Genomic DNA, 11,506 nt, shown 5'->3' with positions numbered 1-11,506 from the left:
CACCGAAGCATACGCAGGAACCATCCCGCGGCGAGGGGGCTGCGCCCCCAAGCCGACGGGCCGACGCTCCGGTCGCGCGGACCCGGAGCGGTGCGGCGGCGCTACTCGTAGCGCAGCGCCTCGATCGGGTCGAGCCCCGCGGCTTTCGAGGCCGGCATGATGCCGAAGATGACGCCCACCAAGGCCGAGAAGCCGGCCGCCGCGGCGATCACCCAGATCGGCACCGAGGCCGGTGGGAAGCCCGGGATCATCGCGGCGATGCCCACGCCCGCAGCAATGCCCAAGATGATTCCGATGATGCCGCCGAGCAGGGCGAGCATCGCGGCTTCGAGCAGGAACTGCACGAGGATGTCGCGGCGCGTGGCGCCCAGCGCCTTGAGGATGCCGATCTCGCGGGTCCGCTCCGTCACCGACACCAGCATGATGTTCATGATGCCGATGCCGCCCACCAGCAGGCTGATGCCGACCACGCCGCCGACCACCAGCGTTGCGGTGCCGGCGATCTGGTCGAACTGCTTCACGAAGGCGTCGGCGGCTTCCACCTTGAAGGTGTTGCCCTCGCTGGCCGGCGTGCGCCGCGCGGTTCGGATCGCGCGGGTCACGCGCTCGCGCACGGTGTTCACCTGCTCGAGGTCGGGCACGGTGAAGCTGGCCTGCATGAAGGGGCGGTTGCTCGCGCCCATCATCGAGCGGCCGACGTCGAACGGGATGATCAGGTAGTTGTCGAGGCTGAAGCCGAGCAGGTCGCCCTGCTTCTCCATCAGGCCGATCACCTTGAACCACTCGTTGCCGATGCGGATGTACTCGCCGACCGGGTCTTCGGGCAGGTCGAGGTCGACGCGCAGCTTCTCGCCGATCACCGCCACCTTGCGGCGGCCACGATCGTCCGCCGGCGCGAGGAAGCGGCCCTTCACTGGCCAGCGTGCGTACACGGCGGCGTAGTCGGCGTTACTGGCACGGACATCGCCCATGACCGTTCGGCCCTGGTAGCTGATGCCGGGAACGTTGACGACCATGATCGGCGCCACCTGGCCGACGCCGGGCACGCGGTAGCGCAGCACGTTGATGTCGTCGAAGGTGATGTAGTTGAGCCGGCCGCTCTGGAAGTTCTCATTGGTGTTGACGGCCTGCAGCGTCAGCGTGCTGCCGCCCAAGTCGGCGAGCTGGTTCTTGATCGAGGCCGAGAAGCCCTGCACCAGCGAGACGACGGCGATCACCGAGCCGGTGCCGATGACGATGCCGAGCGTGGTCAGCACGCTGCGCATGCGGTTGGCCAGCAGGCTGGCCAGCGCGGCGCGGAAGGCTTCGAGCAGGGCCTGCATCAGCGCGTCCTCCGGTCTTCGACGATGCGGCCGTCGCCGATGCGCACGGTGCGGTGGCAGTGCGCGGCGATATCGGGTTCGTGCGTCACCACGACCACCGTCTGGCCCTGCGCGTGAAGGGCGTCGAACAGCGCCATGATCTCGGCGGACGTGCGCGAATCGAGGTTGCCGGTGGGTTCGTCGGCGAGCAGCAGCGAGGGCTCGCCCACCAACGCGCGGGCGACCGCCACGCGCTGGCGCTGGCCGCCGGAGAGCTGGTTGGGGCGATGGTCGAGGCGGTTGCCCAGGCCGACGCGCTCCAAGGATTCGACGGCCCGGCGGCGACGCTCGGCGCGCGGCAGGCCGCGGTAGACCAGCGGCTGCATCACGTTGTCGAGCACGCTCATCCGCGGCAGCAGGTGGAAGCTCTGGAACACGAAGCCCACCTCGCGGTTGCGAACATGCGCCAATTCGTTGTCATCGAGCGTCGCGGTGTCGCGGCCGTTGAGCAGATAGCGGCCGGCGCTCGGCGTATCGAGGCAGCCGAGCAGGTTCATCAGCGTCGACTTGCCCGAGCCCGAGGGGCCGATCAGGGCCACGTACTCGTTGCGGTCGATGAAGAGATCCACGCCATCGAGGGCGCGGACCTCCTGGTCGCCCATCAGGTAGTGCTTGTGGATGCCGACGAGCTCGATCACCCGGCGTCGTCCTCGGCGTCGGTGTTTTCGGCGTCGGCCGCCTCACTGTCGTCGGCGTCGGCATCGGCGTCGTCGGCGTCCTCGTCGTCCTTGGCCTCGATTTCCTTGACGCTGCCGCCTTCCATCAGCTGGCGCAGCGCACGGCCGGGGCCCGAGACCACGCGGTCGCCTTCGGACAGGCCCGAGGTGATGGCCTGCCAGCGATCGTCGGCCTCGCCGACCTGCACTTCGATCTTGTTCACCTTGCCGTCGACGATGCGCCACACGTGGTGGGCGGTCTTGCGCGGCTCGGGCTCGCTCTCGATCACCGCTTCCACGGGCACGGCGAGCGTCGAGGCGCCATCGCCGAGGAACAGGTCGGCGCGTGCGCTCATGCCGGAGCGCATGGCCAGGCCTTCCGGCGGCGTGAGCTCGGCGATGACTTCGTAGGCGCGACCCTGATTCTCGAGGATCGGCGCCAAGGCCACCTGACGCACCACGCCGGGCACGGCGGTGTCCGGGAAAGCCGCCGGGTAGACGTCGACCTTCTGGCCGACGGCAACCTTGGCGATGTCGCCCTCGTCCACCTTCAGCCGCGCCTCGATGGCGCTGGTGTCGGCGATGGTCATCAGCTGCGCGCCCGCGAAGGCCTGCGTGGAGGGCACGGCGGTCTCGCCGGCCTTGATGGTCACGCCCACGACGGTGCCGTCGATCGGTGCCACCACTTCCGTCTTCTGCAGGGTCTCGCGGGCGTCGGCGAGGATGGCCTCGGAGCGCTTCAGCGATTCCTCGCTGCTCTTCAGTTCGATGCGCGCGAGTTCGAGCTGGTTCTTCTCCTCGTCGAAGCGCGCGCGGTCGATCGTCTGCGCGTCGGCGAGGCGCTGGTAGCGCTCGAACTGCTTCTCGCGCAGCGCCAGCGTGACGCGCTGGCGCTCGATGCTGATCAGGGCCTGCCGCCGGCTGGCCTCCTCGCGTTCGATGGCATTGCGGTAGGTCTCCGGATCGAGGCGCAGCAGAACCTGGCCGCGCTGCACGCGGTCGCCGTCCTTCACCAGCACCTCGCTGACCTGCGCCAGCACTTCCGCGGTGAGCTTCACCTCAGTCCGGAACGCCAGCGTGCCGGAGGCGAGGATGGTCGGGCGGATGGCCTGCGGCGCGGCGGTGGCGACCTGCACCTCCACCGCATCGCTGCCGCCGCGCTTGGCGATGAAGGGCAGGGCGAGCAGGAGGACGATGCCGCCCGCGATCAGGGCTTTCTTCGGGATGCGCATGGAGAAGGGGCCAGGAGGTCAGAGCAGGGCGATCAGCAGCCAGATGCCGTAGATCAGCACCGAAGGCAGCGCCGCGACGAAGACGGCCGAGCCCCAGCCGCTGCGGGTGAAGGTCTTCCAGCCGATGGCGCCGAGCGCGATGGCCCACAAGCCCAGCAGGTCGAAGCCCTTGGCGAACGTGCTCAGGTCGTGGTCGAAGGGCAGCTGCACCAGCAACGGGTCGATCTTCGTCAGCGAGATCGCGTGCAGCGGCGTCTGCGGTTCCATCGTCAACGCGCCGATGGTGCCGATCAGGGCGCCGAGGGCGGTCGGCATCGCGGCCCACGTGGTCAGCGACAGGCTGTGCTTGTACGACAGCCCGGCACCGGCGATCTTGCCGGCGAGGAAGTAGTACAGCGCGAACACCGCGTAGACGATCGGCACGAAGATCAGGGTGCCGGCGGCACCGATGTAGCCCTGCACCTTCGCACCGGGCATAACCTGCTTAACCTGGGCGATCTCGGCCGGCGTCATCTCCTGGCCCATCATCGTCAGCGAGAAGTCCTGGAACCAATCGGGATCCACGCGCAGGTAGTAGGCGAGGATCATGGCCACCGACAGAGCGACCATGATCGCCATCGGCAGCAGGAAGGTGGGCTTGTCCTTTTCGGCCGTGAAGACCTTGGCCGGGTCAAGGAAGATGTCGACGAGTTTCATGCGCGCATTCCCCAATGCGTGGAGGGAGAGTCCTCGAGCTCAGACTGTGGCCTGACGCCGAGGGGTGGAAGTGACGGAGGTCATGTTCGTGGTACGCCAGTGGAAGGCCGGCCCTTACAGCCGCCCGGCCCGCTTGATGGCGAGGTAGTGCTGCACGAGGGCGGCGGGCAGCTGCTCGCAGCGCACGTCCAGCACATCGATGCGACGCGCCCGCAGCTGCGCGTGGGCACGCTTGCGCGAGGCGAGGTACTGCTGGGTGGCGCCGAGGCGCAGCGCGTCCTCGAAGCGGTGGGGCTCGGCCGCCATCGCGGCGTCGAGCGCGCTTTCACGCAGGCTGGCCACGCAGACGAGGTGCCGGCGCTGCAGCAGTTCGAGCCCGGCAAGCAGATCGTCGGCGTCCTCGTCGCGCACGTTGGTCACCACCAGCACGAGGCTGCGTCGCGCATTCTGCGCCAGCACGCGGCGCGCGGCCTCGAGGTAGTCGGCGGCCACCGGCGCCGGCTGCACGTCGAAGGTGGCTTCCACCAGCGCGTCCAGGCCACCAACACCGCGCACCGAGGGCACGCTGCGATCGACCGCGCCGAAGGTCTGCAAAGCGACGGCATCGCCCTGCCGCAGTGCCGTGTAGGCGACCAGCAAGGCGGCGTTGAGGGCGTGGTCGAAGTGCGTGAGCCCGCCATCCTCGGCGAGCAGGCGGCGGCCGCAGTCGAGCAGCAGGGTGACGCGCTGGTTCTTCTCTTCCTGGTACTCGCGCGATATGAGGCGGCGCGCACGAGCCGTGGCCTTCCAGTCGATTTGCCGCAGGCTGTCGCCGGTGCGGTACTCGCGCATCTGGTGGAACTCGGTGCCGTCGCCGCGACGCCGGGCGAGGTGGGCGCCGGTCATCCGCGTGGCCTGCTCGGCGGTGTGCAGGGCGAGGCCGGCGAGCGGCGCGAAGTTCGGGAACACGCGCACCGGCGTGGTCGCGCCAAGACGGCGGGTTTGCGTCCACAGGCGCAGGGTCGAGACCTGCCGCCACCAGCCGGGCTCGAACACCGCTTCGCCGCGGCGCGGCGGCAGCGTGCGGTAGGTGAGCTCCAGCACCTCGCGGGGCGCGATGCGCAGATCTCGGGGCTGGTCCTCGACGGTCCAGTCGCCGGGATGCCCGTCATGCAGCGTGCCGCGCAACGCACCGCGGGCGGTGTTGGTCAGCCGCAAGGTCACCGTCGCCCACGGGCCGAGGGGCAGCACGGCCGGCATCTGCCGCTCGAAGGCCGGCGACGGTTGCCGCGACAGCGCCACCGCATCGAGCAGCAGTGTGAGGCCGAGCACGCCGCCGGCCCACAGCCAATGCAGCGTCGCCAGCCCGGCGAGGGGAATCGCCAAGCCCACGAGGCCCCAAACGGCCAGCAGCGCGATGGTGGCGCGGGTCGGCCTCACTTCTGCGGGGCCTTCACCCGCTCGCGCAGCGCGGCCAGCACCGCATCCGGCGACTGGCCTTCGAGCTGCAGCTCAGGGCTCAGCGCGATGCGGTGGCGCAGCGCCGGCAGCAGCACGTCGCGCACGTCGTCCGGCACGACGAAATCGCGGCCCTCCATCGCCGCCTGCGCGCGCGCGAGGCGCACCAGCGCGAGACTGCCGCGCGGGCCGGCGCCCATCGCAATCCCCGGCCATTCGCGCGTGGCATGCACGAGGCGCACCGCGTAGTCGAGCACGGCGGCATCGACGCGCACCGAGGCGACCGCCTGCTGCATGGCCACCACGTCCTCGGGCGCGAGCAGGGCGTTCAGCGTGGACAGGTCGAAGTCGGCGCGCGCACGGCCGGTGCTGATGGCCTCGACCATGCGCACTTCGTCGGCCAGCGAGGGATAGCCGATCAGGATCTTCAGCAGGAAGCGGTCGAGCTGGGCTTCCGGCAGCGGGTAGGTGCCCTCCTGCTCGACCGGGTTCTGGGTGGCGATGGTCATGAACGGAGCGGCCAGTGGGAAGCTCTGGCCTTCGATGGTCACCTGCTGCTCCTGCATGGCTTCGAGCAGGGCCGACTGCGTCTTCGCCGGGGCGCGGTTGATCTCGTCGGCGAGCAGGAGGTTCGTGAACACCGGGCCGCGGCGCACGCTGAAGGTTTCGGTCTTCGGGTCGTAGACGGCGTGGCCGCTCACGTCGCTGGGCATCAGATCGGGCGTGAACTGCACGCGCGAGAACTGGCAGCGCATCACGGCGGCCAGCGCGCGCACCAGCAGGGTCTTGCCGAGGCCGGGCACGCCTTCGATCAGCACGTGGCCGCCGCCGAGCAGGGCCAGCAGCAGCTGGTCGAGGACGGCGTCCTGGCCGATGAAGGCCTGTCCGATCTCGCGGCGCACCGCGGCGACGCGGTCGGCGAGTTCGGCGAAGGGCAGCGGCGGCGGGGCGGGTTGGTCGGGGCTCATGCGCGGGTCCGGTTCGTGTAGCGAGGCGGAAGTGGGGATCAGAGTCGGTGCAGCAGGGTGGCGAGCGTGGCGACGGCCTCGCGGAACTGGTCGGGCGTGGCGCGATGCGGCAGCGCGAGCGCCGCTGCGATCGCATCGACGGGAACGCGGCTGCGGTCGGCCAAGGCCTGCGCGAGCGCGGCCTCGTCGAGACGCGCCAAGGCATGGCGCTGGGCGAGGCGTTCGAGCACGGCCTCGCGCAGCGCGGCATGGAGGGAGGCGCCGTGGTCGCTGCGGAAGGCGAACTGCCCAGCGGCATCGATGTGCTCCATCAGCGCGCGGCGATGCGCGGCCGGCGCCGGCACCGTCGGGCCGAGGCGCTGGCTGGCCCAGCGCAACCACGCCAACAGGGCGAGCGCGAGGCCGAGCATCACCGGCCAACCTTCGCGCCACAGCAGCGCGGCCAGCGAGCCGCCGCGATGGCTGAGAATCCACACCGCTTCGCCATCGACCCAGGCGCCGGCGAGCTGCGCCATCAGGCGCGTCTGCGCGTCGCGTCGCTGCTGCCGCTCGGCATCGGCCTCGACGTCGGCGGTGGTGCCGAGCGGCGAAAGCCGGCGGTTGGTGAAGGCATCGAGCTCGCTCAGCACCAGCACCTCGCCTTCGCCATAGGGCAGGCGGGCGATACGGGCGTGGCCAGCCTTCGGCCAGACGAGGGCATCGTCGATGAGGCCGGTCACCGCGAAGGGCGTGCCGCAGACGACCTCCGTCACCCCGTCGGCCAACCGAAGGCGCGGGCAGTCGACGTCGGCCGCGGCACCGCGCAGCGCTTCGACCCCCAACTCTTCGCCGAGCATGGTCGACAGCGACGGCGCGGCATCGCCGGAAGGCATGGGCAGCACGAGGCGTCCGCCCTGCTCCACCCAGTCCAGCAAGGCCCAGCTGTCGTCGTCGGTTTCCACCTGCGCTTCCGGGTAAAGCAGCACCAGCGTGCCGCGCGACGGTGGCGGGGTGCGGCGGAAGTCGACATGGCCTTTCAGCACTACGGCCTGCCCGGCCTTGCGCAGCGCCAGCGTCAGCCCATGCAGCGGGTTCGCGCGTGCTTCCGCGGTGGGCGGCGTGGGCTGCTCGACGGTGACGCGCTCATGGGTGGCGAGGAAGGCACCGACCATCAGGCCGACGAAGACGAAGGCGGCCGCGCCGATAGCGAGGTTGCGACGACGCGGCGTCATGCGCGGCCCTCCCCGAAGGCGTCGGGCCACGCGGCGATCAGGGCCTCGAAGGCTGCGGCATCGGGGCGCGCCCCGGCATAGGCCACGGCTCGCCAGGCCTGCACGAGACGGCGCACGTGCTCGGCGGCTGGCGCATGGGCCAGCGTGCGCGCCGCACGCAACAGCTCGCCTTCGGTGGTGCCGGGCGGCAGCGGGCGCGGACGCCGTGCCGACACCTCGCGCAGGCCGGCGCGGTACAGGCAGGCGAAGGCCTCGCGAGCCTCGCCACGCGCCCAAGCGGCGCGCGCGCGCTGCAGCAGTTCCGGCGCGGCGGCGACGTCTTCCGGCGCGAGGCCCCGGTGGCGCAGCGGCGGCGGGGCATGCGCTTCGGCCGCGCGCTCGCGACGCCACGGCAGCCAGTCGCGGTAGCGCCACAGCACGTAGGCCAGCGCCAGCAGGGCCACGGCCCACAGCAGCAGTTCCGCCGCCATGCCCACCAAGCGACCAACGAGCTCGCCCAGCTTCTCGCGCCAGTGGATCAGGGGCTGCGCCTGCTCCTCGTCGAGGTCGGAGAGCAGGTCCTTCATGCGCCAGCGCTGCACCGTCTTGGTGCCGCCGAGCGAGGCATCGTCGCGCGCCTCGCGCAACGCCGCATCCAAGCGCGCGGTCTGCGCGTCATCGGCGAAGCCCTCGGGTAGGCGCGTCGCGCGCTCGGGCAGGTCGAGCGACTTCGCCACCTTCTCTTTCGCATCGAGCGCCGTCGGCATCGCCAGCACCGCGAGCAGCAGCACGAGCACGCCCCCTGCGCCGCGACCGGCCGCCACGGCGCGCGCGGCCATGCGCTTGAAGCCGAGCTCGAGGTCCCAGGCCTCGAGGTGCACGCGGCGGCTCAAGTACAGGCCGAAACCGGCGGCGACGAAGAATGGTTCGATCACCAGAATGCCCACGCAACCCACGGCGTTCAGGACGAGGTCGAGCCACGGCGTGGCGTCCTTGCCCAGCGCGCCCATCCAATCCCCGCCGCGGGCTTCCCACCACTCCAGCGGGATCATCAAGCCCACCAGCGCCCAGACGCTGAGCACGAGCACCAGTTCGAACCACGGCAGCAGCAGCCAAAGCCCGGCCGACTGCGGGGCACCGTCACGACGCAGCAGCTCGCGGCGCTGGCCGCGCTCGGCGCGCGGCAGGCCTTCGAGCAGGTCGCTCGGCAGCGAGAGGGCGCGGAACGGGTCGAAGCGCAACCACAGCAAACGCGGCAATGTCGGGCCCCAGCCCCAGCGCCATGCGGCGCGATACACCTCGGCGCGCGTCGGCTCGTGGCCGAACACCGCGCGCGACAGCACGAACAACGGGATGCGGTCGAGCGCGGGCTTCAGCCACCACAGCATCAGCGGCGTCAGCCAGAGCCAGCCCAGCAGGTGGCCCAAGCCGAGCAGCAGCGCGCACAGCAGGCCGGCACAGAGCAGCCACGGCCCGACCCAGGCGCGCGCGTGGTGGCGCGCCAGGGCGATGCCGAGATCAATGGCTTCCCATGAGGAGCGTGCGCGCAGCGAGATGCCGAGGCGGTCAATCCGCATTGCTGCGCCCTCGCCCACCCATCGCCAGCCACCAGAAGATGGCGGCCCACAGCGCCGCCGCCAGCGGGAAACGCACCAGGTCCGGCAGGTCTGACTTCGACGACCAGAAGGCCTCGATGAAGGCCGCCAACAGCAGCATCACGAAAACGCCGAGGCAGAGCTTGGCGCCGTCGCGGCCGGCCTCGATGAGCGCGTCGCGGCGGCGCAGGCGGCCCGGCGCGATCAGCGAGAGACCGATGCGCAGGCCGGCGCCGCCAGCGATGACGATGGCGGTGAGCTCCGGCGCACCGTGGGTGACGACGAAACGCCAGAAGGTGTCGCCATAACCGGACACGTGCAGGTGCCCCGCGACACCGCCGATCATCACGCCGTTGAACACCATCACGTACAGCGCGCCGAGGCCCGCCGGCAGGCCCGACGCGAAGCTGCGGAAGCCGATGCTGATGTTGTTCATCACGTAGTAGCCGAGCATCTGGAAGTCGCCATCGGCACCGCGATCGCGGCCGAAGTGCTCGGCGGCCGGGTCGTACATGGCCTCCATCTGCGCCAGCATCGAGGCGTCGAACAGCAGCCACGCGGCGTCCGGTCGGAACTGCAGCAGCGTGAACACCCCCACCAGCGGCACGAGGAAGAGCGCCGCCGAGAGCGCCATGCAGCCGGCGTGCTTGCGCACCAGGCGCGGGAAACCCGCCAGCACGAAATCCCAGGCCGCGCGCCAACGCGGGCGCGGCGGGCGGTAGAGCTGGCGGTGGCCGCGTTCGACCAGCCCCTGCAGCGGCTCGACCACGGCCGGGCTGTAGCCGCGCTGCTTGGCCAGCGCCAACTGCTGGCACACGCGGCGATAGCGCGCCGGGAACTCCGCATCCGCCAGCACGCCGCCCTCGGGCGGCGGGCGCTTCAGCGGCGCATCGGATTCGCGACGGTCGAGCCAATCGGCGAGCTGCGCCCATTCCCCGGCGTGGTGGGCGACGAAGGGCTCCTGCCTACGCATCGCCCGCGCTCCGTCCGGCCAGCCAGCGCGCCGCCGCGAGCACGCGCTCGCGCGCCGCATCGCCGCGCAAGCCGGTGACGGGCTCCAGGTGTTCGCAAAGCTCGTTCTGCCGCGCCACGCTCAGGGCCCGGCTGCGCTCGCCGAAGGCCACCAGCGCCTGCTGCTCCTCGACGCCGAGCGGCACCGGCCAGCGCTGCACCTCGCCGGGCGGCAGCACGCTGGGACGGCGCGGCGGGTCGACGTAAACCACCACGGTGTCGGCCACGAGATCGCCGAGGCGGCGCGAGTGCGCGTCGGCCAGCATGCTCACCAACCCTGCGCCGTAGAGCACCGGCAGCATGTCGACGGTGCGCAGGAAGTTGCGCGTGATCGAAGCCAGCCAGCCCACCGGCGCGCCGTCACCGCGCAACACGCGCAGGCCGAGCGCGCGCTTGCCGGGCGTCTGCCCGTGCCACAGCACCTCGAACAGGATCGGGTAGCCCCAGGTCAGCACGAACAGCAGCAACAGCATCACGCCGGCGCCGGTCTCGCCAGCGATGCCGAGCACCGTGGCAGCGCTGAAGTACACCGTGCCGCGCACGGCGAGGTCGATCAGCCAGGCCAGCGCGCGTGGCACGGCACCGGCGGCGCGCAGCACCAAAGCCACGCCTTCCGGCGTTTCGACCTGTCGCAGGGTGTCGAGCGGGGGGGCTTCACTCATCGCGGCGTCCGGGGCGATGAGGGAGCGGGAGGGAGCGGGCGATCCATCGAAAGCAGAGTGGGGGGGTCGTGGGAACTCTACCAGCAGGGCGCGACGTCCCGCAGCGCAGGGTCGCGTCGTACCCTCCGCAGGCCCCTCACGCCGCTTTCGACGGACGCCAACCCCAACCCATGACTCCCGCCGCCTACACCGAACGGCTCGCGCCCTTCATCCTGATCACCGAAGTCGATAACGGTCCGGCGTTCGCCGAACCGATCTTCCAGCGGAAGTACCGGGCGTCCGCACCCGACTTCCCGCACCACATCGTCGCGTTCTACAAGCGCGACGACCACCACCTTGTGCCGATGTCCTATGTGCACTTCCGGCCTTGGCGCGATCGCTTGGTGCTTGTGGGCGGCGCCTGCACCGATGGTCGTGGATTCGCGCTGATGAGCGATGAGCACCGCGCCATGGTGAACGAGGCCGGCGGACTGATGGCGCAGGTGCAGCTCTACGGCTTTCGCAAGTTCGGCGATACCTGCGACGCCTTCGGCGGCTATTGCGGCGACCCGCGGGCCTGGGAGGTGGACATGAGCATCGGCTACACGCCGACGCCGCATCCGCACCTGATCGTGAAGTGGCACAAGCCGCTGAGCGAAGAACGCCGCGCGGCCATCGTCCGCGAGCTGCACACCATCGGCCCGTTCTAGCTCGGCCCT

The 11,506-nt window shown here is 70.8% G+C and carries 11 protein-coding genes; 1 reads left to right on the top strand and 10 read right to left on the bottom strand.

Annotation, left to right across the window (positions count from 1 at the left end):
- Positions 1-101: 101 nt before the first annotated feature.
- From O9255_RS04355 to O9255_RS04310, 10 genes are all read right to left on the bottom strand, one after another.
- Entirely contained in the window at positions 102-1,322 is a 1,221-nt protein-coding gene (locus O9255_RS04355) for an ABC transporter permease (protein WP_297865613.1), read from the bottom strand.
- Positions 1,322-1,999: an ABC transporter ATP-binding protein gene (locus O9255_RS04350; protein WP_297865612.1), complete on the bottom strand. Its 678-nt coding sequence runs from the start codon at positions 1,997-1,999 to the stop codon at positions 1,322-1,324. Before O9255_RS04350 ends, O9255_RS04355 begins: the two co-directional genes overlap by 1 nt.
- The gene (locus O9255_RS04345) at positions 1,996-3,249 is read right to left on the bottom strand and encodes an efflux RND transporter periplasmic adaptor subunit (RefSeq protein WP_297865611.1); all 1,254 of its coding nucleotides are present in this window, start codon (positions 3,247-3,249) and stop codon (positions 1,996-1,998) included. The genes O9255_RS04350 and O9255_RS04345 overlap by 4 nt, the downstream gene beginning before the upstream one ends.
- Positions 3,250-3,267: 18 nt before the next feature.
- Positions 3,268-3,945 (bottom strand): YIP1 family protein, encoded by a 678-nt coding sequence (locus O9255_RS04340; RefSeq protein ID WP_297865610.1) that lies wholly within the window; start codon positions 3,943-3,945, stop codon positions 3,268-3,270.
- A 114-nt stretch (positions 3,946-4,059) separates the two neighbouring features.
- Positions 4,060-5,364, bottom strand: coding sequence for a DUF58 domain-containing protein (locus O9255_RS04335; RefSeq protein WP_297865609.1), 1,305 nt, complete (start codon positions 5,362-5,364; stop codon positions 4,060-4,062).
- Complete coding sequence (locus O9255_RS04330) at positions 5,361-6,350, bottom strand: MoxR family ATPase (RefSeq protein WP_297865608.1); 990 nt, start codon at positions 6,348-6,350, stop codon at positions 5,361-5,363. The genes O9255_RS04335 and O9255_RS04330 overlap by 4 nt, the downstream gene beginning before the upstream one ends.
- Positions 6,351-6,388: 38 nt before the next feature.
- Positions 6,389-7,561 (bottom strand): DUF4350 domain-containing protein, encoded by a 1,173-nt coding sequence (locus O9255_RS04325; protein ID WP_297865607.1) that lies wholly within the window; start codon positions 7,559-7,561, stop codon positions 6,389-6,391.
- Positions 7,558-9,117: a DUF4129 domain-containing protein gene (locus O9255_RS04320; protein WP_297865606.1), complete on the bottom strand. Its 1,560-nt coding sequence runs from the start codon at positions 9,115-9,117 to the stop codon at positions 7,558-7,560. Before O9255_RS04320 ends, O9255_RS04325 begins: the two co-directional genes overlap by 4 nt.
- Entirely contained in the window at positions 9,107-10,108 is a 1,002-nt protein-coding gene (locus tag O9255_RS04315; protein ID WP_297865605.1) for a stage II sporulation protein M, read from the bottom strand. Before O9255_RS04315 ends, O9255_RS04320 begins: the two co-directional genes overlap by 11 nt.
- Positions 10,101-10,808 (bottom strand): RDD family protein, encoded by a 708-nt coding sequence (locus O9255_RS04310; protein WP_297865604.1) that lies wholly within the window; start codon positions 10,806-10,808, stop codon positions 10,101-10,103. The genes O9255_RS04315 and O9255_RS04310 overlap by 8 nt, the downstream gene beginning before the upstream one ends.
- Positions 10,809-10,978: 170 nt before the next feature.
- Between O9255_RS04310 and O9255_RS04305 the strand changes: the two genes are divergently transcribed.
- The gene (locus O9255_RS04305) at positions 10,979-11,497 is read left to right on the top strand and encodes a hypothetical protein (protein ID WP_297865603.1); all 519 of its coding nucleotides are present in this window, start codon (positions 10,979-10,981) and stop codon (positions 11,495-11,497) included.
- The last annotated feature ends 9 nt before the right edge of the window (positions 11,498-11,506 follow it).

It is taken from the genome of Silanimonas sp. (assembly GCF_027530345.1).
Taxonomy (GTDB): domain Bacteria; phylum Pseudomonadota; class Gammaproteobacteria; order Xanthomonadales; family Xanthomonadaceae; genus Silanimonas.
This window is presented reverse-complemented; position numbering and strand designations above follow the sequence as displayed.

Coding starts and splice junctions, on each gene's coding strand:
- O9255_RS04345 (WP_297865611.1), bottom strand. CDS start 3,249: ATGCGCATCCCGAAGAAAGCCCTGATCGCGGGCGGCATCGTCCTCCTG.
- O9255_RS04315 (WP_297865605.1), bottom strand. CDS start 10,108: ATGCGTAGGCAGGAGCCCTTCGTCGCCCACCACGCCGGGGAATGGGCG.
- O9255_RS04310 (WP_297865604.1), bottom strand. CDS start 10,808: ATGAGTGAAGCCCCCCCGCTCGACACCCTGCGACAGGTCGAAACGCCG.
- O9255_RS04330 (WP_297865608.1), bottom strand. CDS start 6,350: ATGAGCCCCGACCAACCCGCCCCGCCGCCGCTGCCCTTCGCCGAACTC.
- O9255_RS04305 (WP_297865603.1), top strand. CDS start 10,979: ATGACTCCCGCCGCCTACACCGAACGGCTCGCGCCCTTCATCCTGATC.
- O9255_RS04355 (WP_297865613.1), bottom strand. CDS start 1,322: ATGCAGGCCCTGCTCGAAGCCTTCCGCGCCGCGCTGGCCAGCCTGCTG.
- O9255_RS04320 (WP_297865606.1), bottom strand. CDS start 9,117: ATGCGGATTGACCGCCTCGGCATCTCGCTGCGCGCACGCTCCTCATGG.
- O9255_RS04325 (WP_297865607.1), bottom strand. CDS start 7,561: ATGACGCCGCGTCGTCGCAACCTCGCTATCGGCGCGGCCGCCTTCGTC.
- O9255_RS04340 (WP_297865610.1), bottom strand. CDS start 3,945: ATGAAACTCGTCGACATCTTCCTTGACCCGGCCAAGGTCTTCACGGCC.